The organism is Pseudomonas sp. P7548 (genome assembly GCF_013386585.1).
Classification (GTDB): Bacteria; Pseudomonadota; Gammaproteobacteria; order Pseudomonadales; family Pseudomonadaceae; genus Aquipseudomonas.
In genome coordinates, this window is sequence record NZ_JACARO010000014.1 from 147,057 (window position 1) to 167,530 (window position 20,474).

General features: G+C 52.4%; 19 protein-coding genes. 9 read left to right on the plus strand and 10 right to left on the minus strand.

What is annotated here, in order from left to right:
• Window positions 1-77: 77 nt before the first annotated feature.
• From HX803_RS07735 to HX803_RS07775, 9 genes are all read left to right on the plus strand, one after another.
• Window positions 78-362: a hypothetical protein gene (locus tag HX803_RS07735; RefSeq protein ID WP_178919888.1), complete on the plus strand. Its 285-nt coding sequence runs from the start codon at window positions 78-80 to the stop codon at window positions 360-362.
• A gap of 132 nt (window positions 363-494) precedes the next feature.
• Window positions 495-791 (plus strand): integration host factor subunit beta, encoded by a 297-nt coding sequence (gene ihfB / locus HX803_RS07740; protein WP_003218804.1) that lies wholly within the window; start codon window positions 495-497, stop codon window positions 789-791.
• Between the two features lie 20 nt (window positions 792-811).
• Window positions 812-1,042 (plus strand): LapA family protein, encoded by a 231-nt coding sequence (locus HX803_RS07745; protein ID WP_178919889.1) that lies wholly within the window; start codon window positions 812-814, stop codon window positions 1,040-1,042.
• A gap of 533 nt (window positions 1,043-1,575) precedes the next feature.
• On the plus strand, window positions 1,576-2,610 hold the full coding sequence (locus tag HX803_RS07750) for a polysaccharide biosynthesis protein (RefSeq protein ID WP_178919890.1): 1,035 nt from the start codon (window positions 1,576-1,578) through the stop codon (window positions 2,608-2,610).
• Window positions 2,611-2,613: 3 nt separating this feature from the next.
• A complete protein-coding gene (locus HX803_RS07755; protein WP_178919891.1) occupies window positions 2,614-3,732 on the plus strand; it encodes a capsular polysaccharide biosynthesis protein CapF in 1,119 nt (372 codons plus the stop codon).
• A gap of 55 nt (window positions 3,733-3,787) precedes the next feature.
• Window positions 3,788-4,918, plus strand: coding sequence for a non-hydrolyzing UDP-N-acetylglucosamine 2-epimerase (wecB, locus tag HX803_RS07760; protein ID WP_178919892.1), 1,131 nt, complete (start codon window positions 3,788-3,790; stop codon window positions 4,916-4,918).
• The gene (locus HX803_RS07765; protein ID WP_178919893.1) at window positions 4,919-6,184 is read left to right on the plus strand and encodes a glycosyltransferase family 4 protein; all 1,266 of its coding nucleotides are present in this window, start codon (window positions 4,919-4,921) and stop codon (window positions 6,182-6,184) included.
• 129 nt (window positions 6,185-6,313) lie between these two features.
• Window positions 6,314-7,327: a glycosyltransferase family 4 protein gene (locus HX803_RS07770; protein WP_178919894.1), complete on the plus strand. Its 1,014-nt coding sequence runs from the start codon at window positions 6,314-6,316 to the stop codon at window positions 7,325-7,327.
• 93 nt (window positions 7,328-7,420) lie between these two features.
• On the plus strand, window positions 7,421-9,415 hold the full coding sequence (locus HX803_RS07775; protein ID WP_178919895.1) for a nucleoside-diphosphate sugar epimerase/dehydratase: 1,995 nt from the start codon (window positions 7,421-7,423) through the stop codon (window positions 9,413-9,415).
• A gap of 65 nt (window positions 9,416-9,480) precedes the next feature.
• Here the strand turns inward: HX803_RS07775 and HX803_RS07780 are convergent, their stop codons facing one another.
• The 10 genes from HX803_RS07780 to HX803_RS07825 form a co-directional block, all read right to left on the minus strand.
• On the minus strand, window positions 9,481-10,698 hold the full coding sequence (locus HX803_RS07780) for a hypothetical protein (protein WP_178919896.1): 1,218 nt from the start codon (window positions 10,696-10,698) through the stop codon (window positions 9,481-9,483).
• Window positions 10,691-11,488: a glycosyltransferase gene (locus HX803_RS07785; RefSeq protein ID WP_178919897.1), complete on the minus strand. Its 798-nt coding sequence runs from the start codon at window positions 11,486-11,488 to the stop codon at window positions 10,691-10,693. Before HX803_RS07785 ends, HX803_RS07780 begins: the two co-directional genes overlap by 8 nt.
• Before the next feature lie 42 nt (window positions 11,489-11,530).
• Window positions 11,531-12,175: a DapH/DapD/GlmU-related protein gene (locus HX803_RS07790; protein WP_178919898.1), complete on the minus strand. Its 645-nt coding sequence runs from the start codon at window positions 12,173-12,175 to the stop codon at window positions 11,531-11,533.
• 48 nt (window positions 12,176-12,223) lie between these two features.
• Window positions 12,224-13,210 carry a glycosyltransferase family 2 protein gene (locus HX803_RS07795; protein ID WP_178919899.1) on the minus strand — a complete coding sequence of 329 codons (987 nt, stop codon included), beginning with the start codon at window positions 13,208-13,210 and terminating at the stop codon, window positions 12,224-12,226.
• Window positions 13,207-14,526, minus strand: a complete 1,320-nt coding sequence (locus HX803_RS07800) for a hypothetical protein (protein WP_372339901.1) — start codon at window positions 14,524-14,526, stop codon at window positions 13,207-13,209. The genes HX803_RS07795 and HX803_RS07800 overlap by 4 nt, the downstream gene beginning before the upstream one ends.
• Before the next feature lie 117 nt (window positions 14,527-14,643).
• Entirely contained in the window at window positions 14,644-15,651 is a 1,008-nt protein-coding gene (gene dmpG / locus HX803_RS07805) for a 4-hydroxy-2-oxovalerate aldolase (RefSeq protein WP_178919900.1), read from the minus strand.
• Window positions 15,644-16,546, minus strand: coding sequence for an acetaldehyde dehydrogenase (acetylating) (locus tag HX803_RS07810; protein WP_178919901.1), 903 nt, complete (start codon window positions 16,544-16,546; stop codon window positions 15,644-15,646). The genes dmpG and HX803_RS07810 overlap by 8 nt, the downstream gene beginning before the upstream one ends.
• 38 nt (window positions 16,547-16,584) lie before the next feature.
• Entirely contained in the window at window positions 16,585-17,523 is a 939-nt protein-coding gene (locus tag HX803_RS07815) for an FkbM family methyltransferase (protein WP_178919902.1), read from the minus strand.
• Window positions 17,520-18,575 carry an NAD-dependent epimerase/dehydratase family protein gene (locus HX803_RS07820; protein WP_178919903.1) on the minus strand — a complete coding sequence of 352 codons (1,056 nt, stop codon included), beginning with the start codon at window positions 18,573-18,575 and terminating at the stop codon, window positions 17,520-17,522. Before HX803_RS07820 ends, HX803_RS07815 begins: the two co-directional genes overlap by 4 nt.
• Window positions 18,576-18,583: 8 nt before the next feature.
• Window positions 18,584-20,416 carry a thiamine pyrophosphate-binding protein gene (locus tag HX803_RS07825; protein WP_178919904.1) on the minus strand — a complete coding sequence of 611 codons (1,833 nt, stop codon included), beginning with the start codon at window positions 20,414-20,416 and terminating at the stop codon, window positions 18,584-18,586.
• Window positions 20,417-20,474: the final 58 nt, after the last annotated feature.

Genomic DNA, 20,474 nt, shown 5'->3' on the forward strand with positions numbered 1-20,474 from the left:
GGCTATCGAGCGGGGTCAGATCTAACTATAGTCTTTGAAGAAACCGCTCTTGTGTCGCTGATTCAATAAGGATTTGAATGAATAGGCTTATAGTTGTATTCGCCGTGGTAATGCTGGCAGGGTGTTCGGCCACCAGTGCCAAGACTCACGCCAGGCACGGCGTCAGCGGTATCGAGATCGACTGTTCGGGGCTGGGTTCCGGCTGGGACAAGTGCGAAAAGCGTGCGGCCCGTGAGTGCAAGCAGCAGGGCTACAAGGTCATTACCAGGTCCAGTGATGCCAAGGATGAAGAGGGTGACTACCTGTTTGGCTGGAATCCTGCGGGTGCGGTGACTCGGACGATGCTGGTGATGTGTAATTGAGCATGGAAGGCGCGTTTTATTGGTATGAATTGATCATGCAGATAAGTTGGCGTATGGGCTGTTCAAATTCATCAAGTCATGCTAAAACCTTCGAAGCGCTTTTCCTAGCTGCTTGAAAAAGAAGGGAAAAATATGACGAAGTCGGAGTTGATCGAACGAATTGTCACCCATCAAGGGCTGCTCTCATCCAAAGATGTGGAGCTGGCTATCAAGACTATGCTTGAGCAAATGTCCCAGTGCCTGGCGACTGGTGATCGGATCGAGATCCGCGGGTTTGGAAGTTTTTCGTTGCACTACCGCGCACCGCGAGTAGGTCGTAATCCAAAAACCGGCCAGTCGGTTAGCCTTGACGGAAAATTTGTGCCTCATTTCAAACCGGGCAAGGAACTGCGGGATCGCGTAAATGAAGATGAAGAAGAGGGGGTCTGACTGACCTTCTGGAGAACGTTATGTCTAGAGCCATGCGCTTTGCGTCGGTTGTATCTGTTTTGTTCTGCGTACTCGTTGTGGTGTTCTTTGTGCTGGAGAACCAGCAGCGTACGACCTTGTCATTTTTCAGTTGGTCCACCGCCGAATTGCCTGTATCGGTTTTTACGATTTTGGCGTTGTTCGTGGGGATGATCATTGGTCCTGTGTTGGGTGTGGTGGTGGGCTTTAAGAGGCGACGCGAGAAAGCCTGATCCTTCTGCGCAGGGCGAATATTTTGATTGAGCGCCGCGCAGCATGGTCGTTTTACGTTTGATGTCTTTTCTGTCTTCGTTGTAAAGGCAGGCTGAATTACTGCTCGAGGTGTGTACCCAGCTTAGGATTCCACCTTTATTGGCCTTGTGAGTCCTGCGTGCATTTATTCGTGCTAAAAATTCGATATGTCGGGGCAAGGTCGGTCGCCGATATTTCTCTGCATGGTCTCGCCTTGATCCCACCCTCTTAATTATCGCTAAGGCCTGTTTTTACGCATCGTGTATCTGTGTTGGCTTTTGACTTTAAGGATGCAGGCCTTAAAATAGTCACCACTTTCCATGCCCTTCATTTTTAATTGCACCACACAACGCTTATTTTTCGGGCTGTTTGCTAGCGAGCTTCGACGTTTTCCTTGAACCTCTTTACCGTTGAGCATTCCGGGGCGGCATATTGGCTTTGTTAGTCAGCAGGCATTGAGGTGAGTGGCCGACTAGAAGCTTGTCGTGCTGTGCGCGTTGCTTTAGGACTTACTATGTTCAGCGGAAAAACGCTTCTTATCACCGGTGGTACCGGTTCATTCGGCAACGCCGTTCTCAAGCGCTTCCTCGACAGTAACATTGCAGAAATCCGCATCTTCAGCCGCGACGAGAAGAAGCAGGATGACATGCGAAAGCGCTACGCCAACCCCAAGCTGAAATTCTATATTGGCGACGTACGCGACTATCAAAGTGTTCTCAACGCCACTCGTGGTGTGGACTACATCTTTCACGCGGCCGCGCTGAAACAGGTGCCTTCCTGCGAGTTCCATCCCATGGAAGCGGTCAAGACCAACGTAATTGGCACCGAAAATGTCCTGGAAGCTGCTATCCAGAACATGGTCAAACGTGTGGTTTGTCTTAGCACCGACAAAGCTGTTTATCCTATCAATGCCATGGGTATCTCCAAGGCTATGATGGAAAAAGTAATGGTCGCTAAATCCCGCAATGTAGATGATGCAAAGACGGTTATCTGTGGGACCCGTTACGGCAACGTCATGGCGTCACGAGGTTCTGTAATTCCTCTGTTCATTGAGCAGATTCGTGCGGGTAACGCTTTGACGTTGACCGACCCGAGTATGACCCGCTTCATGATGACGTTGGCTGACGCTGTAGACTTGGTGTTGTACGCCTTCGAGCACGGTCGCAATGGTGATCTTTTTGTTCAGAAGGCGCCTGCTGCGACCGTCGAAACACTGGCCAAAGCCTTGACTGCAATGGTTGGTAAGCCTGAACACCCGATTCAGGTGATTGGTACGCGCCATGGCGAAAAGCTATTTGAAGCTTTGTTGAGTCGTGAAGAAATGGCCTGCGCTGAAGACAAGGGCGATTACTACCGCATTCCTCCTGATTTACGTGACTTGAACTACTCAAAATTTGTAGAGCAAGGCGAAGAAAAGATCTCCCGCACGGAAGATTACAATTCCCATAACACTGAAAGGTTGGATGTGGCCGGCATGCAACGGCTTCTGCTCAAGCTTGAATTCATGCAAGCGATCCAGCGTGGCGAACTTGCTACGCCGGAGGAGTAATCGATGAAGGTACTGATCACGGGCGCCAACGGTTTTGTAGGCAAGAACCTGATCGCGCATTTAAGTGAGCGCAGTGATGTCAAGGTTACCGTCTTTACTCGCGATAACAGCACTGCCCAATTGCCCGCTTTGGTTGCCGGTGTCGACTTTGTTTTCCACCTCGCTGGCGTTAATAGGCCGCAGTCGTCCGATGAATTCAAGGCGGGTAACACTGACTTGACCTTGGCCCTATGTGAGGCCATCAAGGCAAGTGGTAAACCAACGCCAGTGCTTTACACCTCATCGACCCAGGCTGATCGGGACAATCCCTACGGGCTCAGCAAGCTGGCTGCTGAACAGGCATTACACGATCTGCAAGTCAGTCACGGCTCCAGGGTTCATGTTTTGCGCCTGCCGAATGTGTTTGGCAAGTGGGCCCGGCCAGATTACAACTCGGCGGTGGCGACTTTTTGCCACAACATCACCCGAGGTCTCCCAATCCAGATCAATGACCGACAAGCGATGGTCAACCTGGTGTACATCGACGATGTGATTGACTGCTTCGTTCGAGTCATGGACTCGAACCTGTCTCGCGACTCAGTTGCTCAGGTTGAGCCGGTATACAGCATTTCCGTGGGCGAACTGGCCGATCAGTTGCACGCATTTCGTGACAGTCGCGACACGTTGATCAGCGAAGCCGTTGGCAACGGCCTGGTTCGGGCGCTTTACTCGACCTACGTCAGCTATCTCCCCGTCGAGCAATTCACTTATGACGTTCCGAAGTACGGTGATCCGCGCGGCGTTTTCGTTGAAATGCTGAAGACCCGGGACAGTGGGCAATTTTCCTACTTCACCGCACACCCTGGCGTGACACGGGGTGGTCACTATCACCATAGCAAAACTGAAAAGTTCCTCGTAATCAAAGGCAAAGCCTGCTTCCGTTTCCGTCACATTGTATCCGGTGAGTTTTATGAGTTGCTCACTCAAGGCGAACAGCCTCAGATCGTGGAAACGGTTCCCGGCTGGACCCACGACATTACCAATGTCGGCGAAGAAGAGATGATTGTCATGCTCTGGGCTAACGAGATTTTTGACCGTGAGCGACCCGACACCTTTGCGATGCCGGTAGGTACTCAAGCCTGAGCGTAGGCGTGCATCAGGCAATGCATGGGTCCAATGATTCTTGAAGAGTGTTGAGATGAAAAAGCTGAAAGTTGTCACGGTTGTGGGGACACGCCCCGAAATCATCCGCTTGTCTCGGGTGATAGCCAAACTGGACGAGCATTGTGAACATGTCCTGGTACATACCGGGCAAAACTACGATTACGAATTAAACGAAATTTTTTTCCAGGATCTTGGTATCCGTAAGCCGGACCATTTTCTCAACGCCGCGGGTGCGACAGGTGCCCAAACGATAGGCAACGTAATCATCGCGGTCGACCAAGTACTGGAAGACGTGAAGCCAGAAGCTTTGTTGGTTCTTGGCGATACCAACAGCTGTATGGCGGTGATCCCGGCCAAGCGTCGCAAAATTCCTACGTTTCATATGGAAGCTGGTAATCGCTGTTTTGATATGCGCGTGCCTGAAGAGATCAATCGCCGGATTGTCGATCACACTGCAGACATAAATTTGACCTATAGCAGCATTGCGCGTGACTACCTGCTTCGCGAGGGGCTTCCTCCAGATAGGGTGATTAAGACCGGCAGCCCAATGTTTGAAGTGCTCAATTACTACCGCGACGGGATCGAAGCTTCGGACGTTCTGGCGCGCCTCGGCCTGGAGGCTGGCAAATTCTTTGTGGTCAGTGCTCACCGCGAAGAAAACATTGATTCCGATAAGAACTTTCTCAAGTTGGTCGATGTGTTAAATACAGTTGCTGCACATTATGAGCTGCCGGTGATTGTGACCACGCACCCTCGTACACAGAAGCGTGTAGATGCCATGGGCGTGGCGTTTCACAAGAATGTGCAATTACTCAAGCCGCTGGGTTTCAAGGATTACAACAAGCTGCAACTGACGGCCAAGGCAGTGTTGTCGGACAGTGGGACCATTAATGAAGAGTCGTCGATCCTCAACTTCCCGGCCTTGAACCTGCGCGAGGCACATGAGCGGCCGGAAGGGATGGAAGAGGCTTCGGTCATGATGGTCGGCCTGGAAGTCGAGCGTACCATGCAAGGTTTGCAGCTTCTCGAGAGCCAGGCAGCCGGGGAGGAGCGCACGCTCAGGCTGGTCACGGATTACAGCATGCCGAATGTTGCCGAAAAGGTCGTGCGGATTGTTCACAGCTACCGCGACTACGTTATGCGCACTGTATGGAAGCAATATTGATTGGACAAACTTGCCCAGGAAACACCGCTTAAGATTCTGGTGGTGACCCAGTATTTCTGGCCCGAAAACATGCGCATCAACAATATGGTCGAAGGTTTTGTCGCCAAAGGTCATGAGGTAACGGTGCTTACCGGGTTGCCCAACTATCCGGAAGGGCAGGTCTATGCCGATTTTCGACGCGATCCCGCCCAGTTTTCCAGCTATCACGGAGCTCGCATAATTCGGGTTCCAATGTTGGCGCGCGGTAAGTGGAGCGTTACGCTAGCCTTGAATTACCTTTCGTTTTTCAGCAGCGCCTCACTCATTGGCAGTTACAAGCTGCGCGGTCAGCCATTTGATTCGATCTTTGTGTACGGCGTGTCGCCCATCATGGGCGCTATCCCGGCGCTTTTGCTGGGGCGGTTGAAAAAAGCTCCGGTGCTGGTTTGGGTGTTGGACCTGTGGCCGGAAAGCCTCAGGGCGGTTGGGGTCGTCAATAGCCCAAGGCTGCTGGGGGTGGTCGGTAAAGTTGTGTCTTGGATTTATAACCGTACTGATTACTTGTTGTTGCAGTCGCGTTCGTTCGACGAGAACATCAAGCAATACTGCACGCGTGCGATTGATGAAGACCGGCTGGTTTACTTTCCCAGTTGGGCCGAGGATGACTTTTCCGCGGAGGTTCAGGCGCCTTCTGATCTGCTACAGCGCGACGATTCTCTTTTTACGATCGTTTTTGCTGGAAACATAGGCGATGCTCAGGATTTTCCTGCAATCATGGCCGCAGTCAAGGCTGTCAAGGCGGACCTGCCTGTACGCTGGGTGATTGTGGGGGATGGTCGGGCCAGCCAATGGCTAGCCGAACATGTGGCGGAAACTCGACTGGATAACGTCCTGTTGCTAGGAAGACACCCCCTGGAAAAAATGCCGGCGCTGTTCGCTGCTGCGGATGCTTTACTGGTTTCGTTGCGGACCAATGAGGTCTTTGAGAAAACCATCCCTGCCAAGGTTCAGGCTTACCTGGCGTCAGGCAAGCCCATCATTGCCATGATTGATGGTGAAGCGGCCAAAGTCGTTGTTGGCTCAGGTGCCGGCATGACGTGTGCCTCGGGCGATGCGGCAGGGTTGGCGGATATCGTGCGTACCATGGGTGCTATGCCTAAGACCGAGCTCGAGAATATGGGCTCGTCGGGCAGACGTTATTACCTTGAGCATTTTTCCAAAGACACATTGTTCGATCGTTTGGAGGAGCTGTTCAGAAAAGCCACCCTGAGGCGGAACAAAAAATGACCGAAAAATCACTGCTTGCTGGCGCCATTGGTCAGGTACGACCTGTTTGGTGTGAAACGCTTGTGAGTGCCGGGCATTGATGAGCCCTGAACCCTTTTGCCTCTATCTGTTCCAGGAACTGCTTCTTACATGACCATCTGGTTAGTGTTTTCCGTGGTGCTTGTCGCATCGCTTCTATTGACTTGGGTGCTACGTCGTTACGCGTTGTCGCGTAGTTTGATGGATATTCCCAATGGTCGCAGTTCGCACTCTGTCCCAACGCCACGAGGAGGTGGCGTTGCAATCGTGTTGACGTATCTAGTGGCTTTAGTGCTGGTGGCACTTTGTGGCTGGGTCAGTTGGAGTGCCGCCTGGCCATTGTTGGGGGCCGGAGCACTCATTGCGATAGTTGGCTTTCTCGATGATCATGGTCATATCGCAGCCCGTTGGCGTTTACTGGCCCACTTCGGTGCCGCAATATGGGCGTTGTCCTGGATGGGGGGGCTTCCTACGGTCAGCGTGATAGGGGTTGAGCTGGACTTGGGGTGGTTCGGCCATGTGCTGGCAGCCTTATACCTGGTGTGGATGCTGAACTTGTATAACTTCATGGACGGCATTGACGGAATTGCCAGTGTCGAGGCCGTCTGTGCCTGTTCAGGAGCATGCTTGGTGTACTGGCTGACAGGGCATCAAGATCTCATGCTTGCGCCGATGTTGCTGGCCGTCGCCGTGCTCGGTTTTCTATACTGGAATTTCCCTCCTGCCCGCATCTTCATGGGCGATGCAGGGAGTGGTTTCCTCGGCATTGTCATCGCTGTGTTGTCGTTACAAGCGGCCTGGGTCGCCCCTCAGATGTTGTGGGTTTGGCTGGTTTTGCTGGGTGTGTTCATTGTAGATGCGACCTTCACTTTAGTGCGACGCCTGTTGCGGGGCGACAAAGTCTACGAAGCCCATCGCAGTCACGCCTATCAGTACGCATCGCGTCGGGTAGGGCGCCATTTGCCGGTCACCCTGGCAGTAATGGCCATTAATCTGTTTTGGCTACTGCCTATCGCCGTTTGCATCGGCTTGGGGCTTGATGGCGTGCTTGGGCTGATAGTGGCGTACGTTCCACTGGTAGTGCTGGCTATCAAATTTCACGCGGGGGAGTTGGAATACGCGTGATAATCGATAGGCGCAGGAGCTTGAAGGGTTCTCTGCACACTTACGCAACTGCCATTTTCCGGCAGTACTAGGGACTGAGGTATAAAAGGGTTTATGGAAAGTTTACGTGCCCGATTGTTGGGCTTGCCGCGCAGGCAAAAACGCATCTTGCAGGTGGCGACTGACATCGTTCTGGTCTGGGGGGCGTTGTGGCTGGCATTTGTCGTTCGTTTGGGCTTCGACGATCTCAACAACCCCTTTGTTGTCCACCTGTGGCTGTTTCTCAGTGCGCCGGTTATTGCCATTCCGCTTTTTATCCATTTTGGCATGTACCGGGCGGTCATGCGTTATTTCGGCAATGACGCGCTGATCGCGATCATCAAGGCGGTCAGCCTCTCTGCACTGTTGTTGGCTCTGGTGGTGTACTTGTACAGCAATCACCAGACCGTGGTGCCACGTTCTATCGTATTCAACTATTGGTGGTTGAGCATGGTCATCATTGGTGGCTTGCGGCTGGCCATGCGCCAATACTTTCAGGGAGACTGGTTCACTGCGGCGCAGCATGTGCCTTTTACCAGTCGGGATAACGGACTCACAAAGGTCGCGATCTACGGGGCCGGGGCGGCGGGTAATCAATTGGTCGCTGCCTTGCGTATGGGGCGGGTAATGCGGCCGGTGGCTTTTATCGATGATGATAGCGGTATCTCGGACCGTATTATCTCGGGACTGCAGGTGTACAAGCCCAAGCGTATACAGCAAATGATCGATGAGACCGGCGCCGAAGAATTGTTGTTGGCGATACCTTCATCTACGCGCGCTCGTCGTAGAGAAATACTGGGATATCTAGAGGGTTACCCGCTGCATGTCCGTAGTGTGCCCGGTTTCATGGACTTGGCCAGCGGCCGAGTCAAGGTCGATGATATCCAGGAAGTGGACATCGCCGACCTGTTAGGCCGAGATCCCGTACCTGCGCAGCCTGAATTGCTGGAGAGGTGCATCAAGCACCGCGTGGTGCTGGTTTCTGGTGCGGGCGGTTCAATTGGATCGGAGCTCTGCCGTCAGATTCTTTCGCTGGAGCCCACCAGTCTGCTGTTGTTCGATCATAGCGAGTACAACCTCTATTGCATTCTGTCCGAACTTGAAGAGCGCGTTCAGTCAGAGGCATTGAACGTCACGTTGCTGCCCATCCTTGGATCGGTACGGCACCCGGAAAAACTGCTGGACGTCATGAACACATGGTCTGTCGATACGGTTTACCACGCGGCAGCCTATAAGCATGTGCCCATGGTTGAGCACAACATTGCTGAAGGTATTCTCAACAATGTGATTGGTACTCTCAACACCGCGCAGGCAGCTCTGCAGGCCGGAGTTGAAAACTTTGTGCTCATTTCAACCGACAAGGCCGTACGACCCACGAACGTCATGGGTAGCACCAAGCGGTTGGCGGAGCTCGTGTTGCAAGCTTTGAGCAAAGAGTTGGCGCCGGTATTGTTTGGTGACGCGTCTAACATCTCACGGGTTAACAAGACCCGTTTCACCATGGTTCGCTTTGGTAATGTACTGGGCTCGTCAGGTTCGGTTATCCCGTTGTTCCACAAACAGATCCAGGCGGGAGGGCCGCTGACGGTCACCCATCCGAAAATAACACGCTATTTCATGACCATACCTGAGGCCGCGCAGCTAGTTATCCAGGCGGGGTCAATGGGGCAGGGCGGGGACGTTTTCGTACTCGATATGGGCGAGCCTGTGAAGATCGTAGAGCTCGCCGAAAAGATGATTCATCTGTCGGGATTGAGTATTCGTTCGGAGAAGAACCCACACGGCGATATCCTCATCAACTTCAGCGGCCTGCGCCCTGGCGAAAAACTCTATGAAGAGTTGTTGATTGGCGACAACGTAACGGCGACCCGTCATCCGATGATCATGCGCGCCAGTGAAGAGTTGTTGGGCTGGGAAGTGCTCAAGGTGAGGTTGCAAGAGCTGTTGGCGGCTCTCGATGCGGGCGATTTCAAGCTCGTCAGGCAACAGTTGAAGCAAACAGTCAGCGGCTATACCCCGGAGGGTGAGATTGTCGACTGGACGCATATTCAGCGACATCGCGAAGTCTGATACTCCACGGCTGCTCTGATGGGCCTGTTGAGGTCCCATCAGAAATCGCTGCAGTCCAATAAGCTTTAGAGCTTCCAGAGCTTCCTGTTCAGTCTGAAACTCGACAGATAGACGAATAACCTTGAAATGTTCATGAAGCGGTTGGGGCCTACAACGTAGAGAATCCCTTTCATCAACGAGTTGATGATCTGGAGCTTTCCAGAATGGGTTTGCGCATCGCTGAACCCGGCAGGCTTGTACTGCCCACCCGCCTCGAACAAGTAGTTCTTCTTGGCAAATGCGTAAACAGGGCCACTGGCGTCAAAAGGCTCGTGTCCGGTGGGCATCTCATCCAGCACACTGGCGTAAGCTCTTCTCAGCGTAGGGGAGATGTATTGTCCATCACTCATGTAATCAAACGCATAGACTGCGTTGGAAGGGAAGGCTGAGAAGCTGGTGAGACGCTCCTTGTAATAGACGCTGACTTCCCGCAAGTCCTCGCGCTTTTTCTCTCTTCCCGCGAATGCGCGCTTGCTCAAAAGCTCTGGGTTTTTCTCATCAAACGAGCTGAAGTGGAAGAACACCAGTGGGAATTCTCCGTTGACCGTGTAGCCCCCCTTGCCGTCAGGCGAGAGCGTTCGTTCATGGCTATTCCAAAAAGCCACGTTGTAGCCAAGATTGAATGATACGTGCAGTGTCGGGAAGAAACAGGGGGCGATACTGACCCACTTCTGATCGGTCGAGAGGCCGAACTGGGTTTCGAAATAGCAATGTTCCAGGCAGCGTTCATTCCACCACTGGAGAAACCGTATACCTTCAGCCGTGTTGGAAACTGCATAAAAGCCCAGATTGAAGGAGCCAAAGCGCAGCATCCCAATATCACCTTCGACATGAGGGGTGACGTAGTGGGGAGTTAGAATAATGTCGTGAGTGCCGAGCTCGTCCCATAGGTTGTCAAGGCGGCTGAATACGCACGTGTCGGGGTCCAGGAAGATAACCTTGTCGTGCTGCTCAAGCAGCTTCAGAGTGATCCAGGGCTTCAGGCTCGTACTGAACTCCACGATGTCGTATTTGAAGGCATAGTGCCGGACATCTGCCAGTCCGATGTCTTCTACCCAATGGAATTCTGCCAGGTGAGTGGGCAGATCCATCTCTACCTTGCGATCAAAAATATAGATCTTCAGCTTGGGTTGATCGAATTTAACCAGCGACTCGGCCAGCACCAAGGCTTTGGACAAGTAAGCCAGGTTACACACGGTAAAAATGGCTGAACGGACGTCGGTCATGCCTTTTTCATCAGTCACGTTTAAGGATTCCTAATGTATTGATTACCCTGACGAGGATCTGAGATGCACAATAGAGAGTCAGTAATCTTGTAATTCTGAGCGCAAAGCTGAATTGACAGTTTTTTAGCGCAGAAAAAATAAGTTTAAAGTTTGAGGATACAGTGTCTTTTATCCTCGACCATGAGTAAGCCCGCATAGAGTAAGTGCGGCCGGCTATGTGGTAGCGGCTGTCAGCTTGCTCGGTGACATGATCAAATCCTGGCGTGGCGCCGCATAGGCCAATGCGATAGCCTTTATTCAACGAGTCCAGGCAGAGCTTATAATCCACGCTGTCAACGAAGTAGCTGCAGTCCATCCAGTCAAGGGCTTTTAGTTTTTCCAGAAAGTAGAGGCTGCCACTGTTTATGAGCAGAGGCACGTCCTGTACCGACGCTCTGCCTTCGGCTTTGAAAGCGATTGCACTGAAATCCCTGTAGGAATCAATGTTGTCTATGTAGTTCGTTTCGACATAGGACAGTGTTTCGTCGCTGAACCCAGTGTCTTGATCAAAAAACAGCAGTGCCGACTGACCGTGTTGATAGGCATTGGCACATACCGTTGATATACCTACACCCAGTCCCAGGTTTTTACCGCAGGTAAAATAGTGAATGCGCGGATGCAGTGCGGAAAACTCTCGCACGTTGGGAGCGTCGGGTGAGTTGTCGAACACATAGACTTCAAATCCATTCGTCGAAGCCAGCTCAAGCCGGCGTAGCAATTCGTTGCCGGCGTGATAAACAACAATGCCTACTGCAATCTTACGCGTCATGCCATACCTTAGATGTGTGGGGCCACCCATGCAGGGTCACGCTTATACACTTAACCATTTGCTCTCCTCATCGCTCCATACTTTTACTATCTTGGCGGGGCAGCCCACGGCAATGACGTTACTGGGGATGTCTTTGGCGACAACGCTATTGGCGCCGATGATCGATCCACTGCCGATAGAGGTGTTGGGGAGCACCACGACATTGTCCCCGATCCATACGTTGTCGCCAATGGTTACTGGGCCGCTGCTGCCCAGCTTTCGTTCGAAAGGTGCTTCGTAGGGGCTGGATTGGTTTTCTCCCGAGTAGACCCCGTGAGAATGGTCAGTGATGTGAATCTTGCTGCCCATCAAGACATTACGGCCTATCGTTATTTTGTTGCAGCACGCTATATGCAGATGATCACTGGCGGAAAAGTTCTCACCAATTTCGACATGCGGCTGATAGGTGAACGCTAGGTATTGAGGAATGGCGTGTAGCCAGAGCCCTTCACCGACCCTGAAGTTGTTACCCAGGGTGATGTGTTCCAGTCCAAAGACCTTGGGGCCACGGCCAAGGTAGGCACGTCTGCCTGGTGTAGGAAGCGTTCGGAGGTGAATCAACGCGCGCCACACCAACAGAAACCGTCCCACCACAAGAGGAATGATGAACAGATGGTGCTGCTTTAATTTCTTTAGAAAGTATGACACCGCGTTTACTCGTACTTAGGTTTTAACAGATTTTGCCAACAGTGGATTTTAATCATGTCCGGATTCAGGCGACCGGTTGCGTGTCAGCCGAAGATAAGTGTTAGCCATGATTTTAAGCAGAGGCCGTGGGGCAATTGAAATTACGGCAACAATGAACAGTGGGTAATGGATGGACAGGCGAAGGGATTGCTTGAATTGCCTATAGATCGAGTAGCTCAACAATCCGCGAACGCGTAGGGATATCATACCCCTTACTGAAAAAGCACCGGACACGGCTGCAAAACTACGGCATGCGAAGAGTTTACTCTTCAGCGTATAGCTTGAAGGCAGCGAGAAAACAAAATTCACCCATTTTTCAATCCCGACTTCAAAGATCTTCGGCGTATGCGCCCAGCTCTTTTTTTGCAAGGTTGGACTTTCGAGCGACGTAATGGAAACATCGTGCTCCCATCGGATCACCCCATTGTTGCGTGCAACATGCTCAAATATGATCCCCGTCTGCATAAAATAAGAGCCGATGTACCGGTTGAAATCGGCATTGGCGATCAACTCTTGATTGAAAATAAGGCAACTCATGCAACTCATTATTCCGGCAAGCTCGGTCAACAACGTATCTGGGCAGCTATAGTTTTTGCTGGTCGTTGTATTTTTATCTATTAGATTGACGACTATTGCGCTATAGCTGTCTGGGGTTTCAATAAGCTTGAGTATGGTTGCGATACCGTTTTCAGGAATTTGCGACGTGTCCCCCAGAAGCCAGACATACTGGGTGTTTGCAGCCTTCAATGCTTTCTCGAAATTGGCCTCGGGACCTACCGTGCTTTCGCTTCGTAGGCTATGAATAAGACCATATTCTTTTTGCCACTTGGCGATCACGTCCTGTGTGTTATCGGTCGAGGCATTGTCTGATATGAAAATCTGCACGTTATGGCTACGGGCCAGTGGGACGTGCACGGAGAGGGATTGATCAAGAAAGTCGGCCCGATTGTAGGACGGTATAACGATTGAAAGTGAAGGGTTTCCAACGGGGCTCATGTGTGCGATCTCTTGAAATTTTTAAATATCCAGTACACCCAAGGCATCACCAAACAAAGCGCGCTGAAGAACCCGAGAAACAGGTAGTCGAAAGGAAGGTAGATGGAGATAGCCAGCGTTGTTGCTCCTACGTACACGCCTTGTACCACAGAGGCAATGAGCAGTGGTTCCCGTTTGTGGGCACGCATGTAAACAGCCATCGAATTAATCCACAGTTGGATCAGCCAGCCAAGTCCCACCAGCGTCAGTGCTGTGTGTGAAAGCAGGCGGCTGGCAATCGGCAAGTAGCCCTTGAGCAGTTCGATGCCTATAAACAGAGTTGCCAGGCCTAGGATATACGTCAGTGTGGCGAGCAGAAGGGCGCGCTTGAAGGTCGTTTCCAGTGCTGGATAATCTTTCTGCGCAACATACATGTTCATTTTTGGCGTGTTGATCGAGACCCAGATGTTCGCGATGCTGAAAAGCGCCATGCATACCGCCATGGACAGGCCCACCTGTCCCGCCTCTACCGTTCCATAAAAATGGAATGCCAAAGGGGTAAAGATGGACAGGATGAAGTAGCCGCTTATCCAACTGACGGCAAATCGCCACATCAGTGGCATGATTTCGGGGGCCCACGCGTGGTGGTTGTTCCTACTAGCGATACAAAGCTGTTGCAGCATTTTTTTATAGCGGTGTCCGATCAGTGCCAAGCCTGTTATTGCACCGGCTAGCAAGGCTATCGCCAGTGCGTAGAGTTCTTCCCCGCAGAAGAGCAGAAGTGCGGTCACGGTGACGGTGCTTACGCTGATGTAGAAGCGGATTTTTTGCACATCACCAACACTGTCGCACCCCTCGATAAACGATAGCAACATGCTGTTCAGGAACACCAATACTGATGCCGCACCATAGATGAGCCAGGGCAGCTGCCAGTTGATAGATGAGCCTTTGCTGTTCAGAAAAAAGTACCCCGCCACCAAGACCAGAGGGAAAATCACGATGGCCATTGCACTTGACCACTTCAAGGCAAATTTTCCAAGGGTGGCCAAACGGGCCAAGTGCTGGGTATTACCTGTGAGTGTCTTATCAGGATTGAACTTGAGGTGCGCGAACTCGTGGGATGAATACAGCAGCAGTATTGAAGAGAATCCCATGTCGGCGAATACTGCCAGGGCGGCAAGGCTAATAAATGTGTACCAGTAACCTTGAGCTTCTGCAGAGAGGTAAAGGGGGACTAATAGCAACAGCAGAGGTCCGGAAAACAATCTCCAGAGCTGATTGATGGCAGAGTGACGGACATCGTAGCTCAGTAGTGTTTTGAGCAGCTTATTTTTCACGGCTGGTGGCACATTCTATTTTTCAACTTTTGAAGGTGGACGTGAAGTGGTGTTCGGGGCTCCCGACCAACATCCCATTTGGACATGACCGTGCCCCGAATACTGTATTGCCGTAGATCACTGCTTCGCGGCCAACTCTTTGGCAACTTCGATAATCAGGCTTTCCTGGCCAGCAACTGCTTTGCGTTCGCCCAATCGAAAAAACACGTCCCTTGGGTCTACACCGAACTCTGCGGCCGCTCTGGCCACGGGTTTGGCAAAGCCAGAGAAAACGCCCGCGAGGCCACTCACGATGGAAATCGGGGAGATGGAGGGGGCGATAAAGCCCAGCTCCTTTTCGGCCATCGTAGCGGCATCGAGAATTTTGAACAGATCAATCCCTGTGTCATATCCCAGTTTGTGCAGTATCCCAACGAGTACTTCAAGTTGGGTATTGCCAGCGCCAGCGCCAAATCCACGGATAGTGCCATCGAGAATGGTCGCGCCTTCATTGACCGCTGTTACGGAGTTGATAACAGCCATTCCAAGATTATTGTGGCCGTGGAAGCCGACAGGGATGGACAGACCACCTACCAGAGCGCTGATGCGGGCTTTTACATCATCGACCATCTGGGCGCCCGCAGAGTCCATGATGACAATGGCCTGCGCCCCATAGGATTCCATCTTCCTGGCTTCTTCAAGCAGTACTTCGGGGCTAGCCATGTGCGTCATCATTAGGATGCCCCAGGCCTCCTTACCCGACTCTCGAACATAGCCGATATGACGCTGCGTAACATCGGCCTCGGTGCAGTGGGCGGCGATCCGGAACACGTCGACACCGAGTTCGACAGCCTTGCTCAGGTCTTTTTTGATAGTGCAAAAACCCGGAATGACGTGAATGGCCAGTCGGGTGTTAATGAGGTGCTCGCGGGAGATTCTGAAAATTTCCGGGTCGCTGAGGCGACTTTCCCCGACAAGCATGGAGGAGCCACCGAGACCATTGCCATGGCCGACCTCGATAATCGGTACATTCGCGGCCTCGGCTGCCTTGCAATAAGCGATGAACGCCTCCGCTCCCAATTTGTGACCCACTGCGTGGTTACCATCGCGCAATGTGGGGTCTGTAATGAGAATTTGCTTAGGCATGCAGTTTTTCCTTGGCGTGTGCGGATGTCGCGATCATTTCTGCGACTGCAATGGCCGCACAGTTGATGATGTCCAGGTTGCCGGCATACTGTGGCAGGTAATCGCCGTTGCCCACGACTTTTATGGTCGTCAGTACCCGGTCTCCTTCAATCGTCGGCGGTACGATCAGCGCGTAGCCCGGAACATACTCCTTAAGCTTCGCAACCATTGCCTCCACCGACTGACGAATTGCAGGGATGTCAGGGTTGGCGATCTTGGCGTAGATAGTAGTCTGCATGTCGATCGGCGGGTTGGCCGGGTTCAGGATCAGGATAGCCTTGGTCCTCTGCGCGCCTGAGAAACGCATCAATGCATCTTCAGTGGTTTCTATGTACTCATCGAGGTTGGCTCGAGTTGCCGGCCCCGCACTGAGCGAGGCAATGCTGGAGACAACTTCGATGTAGTCCACATTGGCATGAACGGCGGCGATCGCGCTGGCGATCGGGATAGATGATTGCCCGCCGCAGGTAATCATATTGATGTTCTGAGCGTCTCCACTTACGCATTCCTCGGCGTTGATGGCTGGGATGCAGAAGACGCCCAGCTTTGCCGGGGTCATGTCGATGACGGTCTTTCCGAGTTTACGCAATGCATCCCAGTGCCCAACATGGGCATGAGCGGAAGTCGCATCAAAAACCAGGTCGCATACGTCAGGCGACACGAGAATCGCATCAATACCCTTATCGGATGTTGGAATGCCTAGCTCGGCTGCTCTTTTCATGCCGGCCGACGAGTAGTTGCGCCCGGCGAAAAGCGTACACACGAGATGCTGAGAGCGCATTATCTTAACGAGCAGATCGGTACCAATATTGCCCGAACCGATAATAGCTACTTTCAGTACTTTTTTAGTGACCATTACATACATCCAAGGAAGCGCATATTCAAAGCAAGTCGTTAGTTTACCAGTAGCTCTTTGATCTCAAGCGCATGCTGTGTTTCGTGCAAGAAGAAGAAGTTCGTTTCTTGCGTCTGCTCATCCATCAGGCCGAACGCGCGAAGTTTTCCTTCAGGGTCAGCGGTGAAACATTGGTAGCCCAGCCCGTGAAACAGCTCAATGATCTGGTTGGGGTGGTAGTCAAATTTTGCTGCCCATTTTCGCAGCATTTCAGTGAATACAATAGGCTTGTCCTGGGCCAGTAACTTCAGTGCACCCTGGAAGACAAAAAGCTCGGCGCCTTCGACGTCACATTTGATGAAGTCGACTTTAGGCAGATTCAATTGTGTTGACGTGTCGTCGAGTACTTTGACGTCGCAAGTGATTTTCTTGACGTCGGAGCGACCGCTCAAGTTAGCTGAAGAAGCGTTCCCGGAGCCGCCGGGGTAGAAATAGAACTCTAGAGTTTTTTCTTCCGAAGAAAAACCGAAATTGAAGGTCTTGATGTTATTCAATTCGTTGATTCGCACGTTTTCCTGAAGTGCCAGATACGTGGAATCAATGGGTTCGAAAGCGTAGACACTGACACCTGGATTTTTTTTGGCGATGTTGAGGGCATACCACCCCATGTTTGCGCCAATATCCAGTACGCATGCATTCGGCTTGACCAGTTTCATGATCATGTTTGAATCGATCAGCTCATAATCGCCGAAATTGAGAATCTCAACCGGCGCAACGCGCTTGTCAAACTCGGGGCATACAATTTTTATTCCGTTGTCACGCGATGTCATGATCACCTTTGCGTCGGTGATTTCAATACGAGCAACGTTTGTTTCTTGCAACCATGATGCGTAAGAAAAGAGTGTGCTATGGAAGTCGTTGTACATTCCATCTATATAGTCAGGTTTGCTCAATGCTTGGTTTTCAAAACACTGACGCATCTCTTCCATATTCTTCATGTGTAGCTCTCAATTGTTTTTTTGAAGCCCTCACGGACAGAGGTCCGGGGGAGCCATCCTAGCTTTTTGACTTTAGCGATATCTGGGCAATTTCTTACAATGGGACTTACTAAGTACGTGCTGTCATTTTCTCGGGCAGCAAACAAGACACTCAACTTTTTCTCGGGATACAACCCCGCCAGCATTTCGGCCAACTCTCGGATACTGATTTCTCCCTCTGGGTTGCCGACATTGTATGCCTCGCCGTGGGCGCCGTTGAACAACACCGTCCAGAAACCTGCAACCGCGTCTGCGGCGTAGCAGAAAGCGCGCCGAGCCGTGCCGTCGCCTTTCATGGTAATGGGCTGATTATTCAGGATATTGGCCACAAAATCAGCATAAACCCTGCCGTCATTCAATAACATGTGAGGGCCGTAGGTGTGAAACGGCCTGACGATGGTCGCCGGCACACCTGCCTGATGCTGCCAACTGATGCACATGTTCTCACCCATTCGTTTGCTTTCCGCGTAGCAGGCACGGACTGACGTGGGGTCGACGAACCCGAAATCTCTCTCGGAGGTCGGTACACTATCCGTCTGACCGTATACTTCGCCGCTGCTGAAGAAGAGAAACCCTTTCGATCCGCTCTCGGCTGCACGCTTCAGTAACGCTGCTGTCCCGAGTGTGTTGGCGCTCAAGGTGCCAATCGGGTCGGTCGAGTAGTACTTGGGGCTGGCCTGGCTGGCGGCGTGAACAATGTAATCGGGGCGCACATCGAATGCCAAAGGCTCGCTGACGTCTTGCTCTATACAAATTAAATCCGCTCTGCCCATGGCATGTGCAAATCTGCGTTCAAAGCGCTGCCGGCTGCGCACCAGGGCGAAGATCTGAATCTCCAGCCCTTGGGTTTCGTTGAGAAACAACAACGTTTCCACCATGTAGGCGGCAAGAAAACCCGAAGCGCCCGTGATGAGCACCTTCTGTCCTTTGAGGCGATGCCAGGGCAGTGCGTATTGGGTCGTTATTGCCAGCAAGTCGCTTGCGACGATGGCATTGCGCACGATGTTTTCCATAGGCGGGTTTAAGCGCCTAACGTCTTGGATTTTTCATGCATCCCCTGGAGCATGGCACTTTCCAGCTGGTCACGTGGGATCAATGGCGAGAGATCTTCCAGTGGCGGAGAAACCAGCGAACCATCCTCTTTCACTATCACAGAGAGCTTGGGCGAGAACAGTTGCTCGGGGTGCATAAACACTTCGCAGATAATCGGCCCAGTTGCGGCCTGCACTTTTTCCAACGCTGCGTCCACGTCATCCCAGTGACGAATCTGGCAAGACGGGATGCCAAAGCCCGTCGCCAATTTTGAGAAGTCTGGGCACGAAACGCCGGAGGTCCGGTCGGTCCCCACGTAAGAGCCTTTGAATAATGAGTTCTGGGTGTGCTTGATCATCAAGTAGCCATCGTTGTTGAAGATGAACAGCTTGATTGGCAACTGGTGATGCACGATGGTTTGAAGTTCCTGCAGGTTCATCATCATGCCGCCGTCACAGTTGAGGCACATGACTTCGCCCCGATCGGTGGCAAACGATACCCCCAGCGCCGCGGGCAGCCCATAGCCCATTTCACCCAGGCCGGTAGAGGTCATCAGGCGCTGGCCATCTTTCAGGCGCAGTACTTGGTGCCCGCACAACAGGGCGGTGCCCATATCGGTAACGACGATTTGGTTCGGTTTGAATGCGCGATTCAGGCGCTCCATGAAGCGATAGGAGTTGATAAAGCCGCCTTTGTCGGCATGCTCTTCAGCGACCCAAGGGAACTGCGCTTCGTAGGCTTCACATTGCGCCAGCCATGGCGCCTTTGAGGGAATTGTCAACGGCTCCAGACGCGCTATCAAGGCTTCGATAAAGACAGCGGCGTCGCAGACGATGACTTCCTGGGTGCGTGAAGCATTCTTGATCGCCTCTTCACGGCTGATGTCTACCACGTCAATCCGCGCTTCACGTGCCAGTTCGGTCAGGTCATAACCAACCTGGGGTATGGCCAGGCGGGTACCGATGGCAAGTACGTAATCACTATTTTGCAGGATAAAGTTTGCCGAGCGCTGGCCGTAGACACCGGCGCGCCCGAACACCAAAGGGTGATCGGAGTCGATCATGTCGATACCCGCCCAAGAGACTAGGCTGGGTGTACCAAGTTTCTCCAGTAACGGCGCAATTCGCTTTTCGGCACCCGCCAAACGGATGCCATTGCCCAGCCAAAGGAGTGGTCGCTCGGCGTTGAGCAGGGCGGCTACAACACTGTCAACCTGCGCGGTCAGATCAGCGCTGATTGTTTTATCGACAGGGGGGGCCTGGAAATGTGTCATCTCGGTGGCCGGAATACGGCTGGACTGGATGTCCATCGGTATTTCGATCCAAGTTGGGCCTGGTCGGCCTTCCAGCGCGACGTGTACGGCTTTTTCGAGTTCGTAGACCGCTTGTTCCGGCTGGGTGACGCGCTGGGTGTATTTACAGACTCGGCTCACCATCTGGCAGGAGTCGTAACCCTGGACGCCCCACATGCGCAGTGGGTTATCCACCGAGCAATGCTTGGAGTGTTCATTGCCTGCGATGACCAGGCACGGAATGGAGTCGGCCCAGGCGGAGACCACCCCGGTGACGCCATTGGTGGAGCCGGCGCCCGTCGTCAGCAATGCGGCGCAAAGGCGGCCGTTGGTACGGTAGTAGGTTTGTACTGCCATGCAAGCGGCCTGTTCATGGTGTACACAGACAATTTCTGTGTAGCCACGACGGCTGATGGCTTCAAAAAGATGAACGTTGCCAGCGCCGATAATCCCGAACGCGTGGGTGATGCCCAGGTTCTCCAGTGCTTCAGCAATCTGCTCGCTTACTTTTATTTTTTCCTGTGCTTGCATTTTAAAACTCCGTCGATGGACGCTCAGCCTGATCGAAGACCCGCAGCTGACTTTCGAA

Coding starts and splice junctions, on each gene's coding strand:
- HX803_RS07745 (WP_178919889.1), top strand. CDS start 812: ATGTCTAGAGCCATGCGCTTTGCGTCGGTTGTATCTGTTTTGTTCTGC.
- HX803_RS07820 (WP_178919903.1), bottom strand. CDS start 18,575: ATGGAAAACATCGTGCGCAATGCCATCGTCGCAAGCGACTTGCTGGCA.
- HX803_RS07735 (WP_178919888.1), top strand. CDS start 78: ATGAATAGGCTTATAGTTGTATTCGCCGTGGTAATGCTGGCAGGGTGT.
- wecB (WP_178919892.1), top strand. CDS start 3,788: ATGAAAAAGCTGAAAGTTGTCACGGTTGTGGGGACACGCCCCGAAATC.
- dmpG (WP_178919900.1), bottom strand. CDS start 15,651: ATGCCTAAGCAAATTCTCATTACAGACCCCACATTGCGCGATGGTAAC.
- HX803_RS07810 (WP_178919901.1), bottom strand. CDS start 16,546: ATGGTCACTAAAAAAGTACTGAAAGTAGCTATTATCGGTTCGGGCAAT.
- ihfB (WP_003218804.1), top strand. CDS start 495: ATGACGAAGTCGGAGTTGATCGAACGAATTGTCACCCATCAAGGGCTG.
- HX803_RS07775 (WP_178919895.1), top strand. CDS start 7,421: ATGGAAAGTTTACGTGCCCGATTGTTGGGCTTGCCGCGCAGGCAAAAA.
- HX803_RS07755 (WP_178919891.1), top strand. CDS start 2,614: ATGAAGGTACTGATCACGGGCGCCAACGGTTTTGTAGGCAAGAACCTG.
- HX803_RS07815 (WP_178919902.1), bottom strand. CDS start 17,523: ATGAAGAATATGGAAGAGATGCGTCAGTGTTTTGAAAACCAAGCATTG.
- HX803_RS07795 (WP_178919899.1), bottom strand. CDS start 13,210: ATGAGCCCCGTTGGAAACCCTTCACTTTCAATCGTTATACCGTCCTAC.
- HX803_RS07825 (WP_178919904.1), bottom strand. CDS start 20,416: ATGCAAGCACAGGAAAAAATAAAAGTAAGCGAGCAGATTGCTGAAGCA.
- HX803_RS07770 (WP_178919894.1), top strand. CDS start 6,314: ATGACCATCTGGTTAGTGTTTTCCGTGGTGCTTGTCGCATCGCTTCTA.
- HX803_RS07750 (WP_178919890.1), top strand. CDS start 1,576: ATGTTCAGCGGAAAAACGCTTCTTATCACCGGTGGTACCGGTTCATTC.
- HX803_RS07785 (WP_178919897.1), bottom strand. CDS start 11,488: ATGACGCGTAAGATTGCAGTAGGCATTGTTGTTTATCACGCCGGCAAC.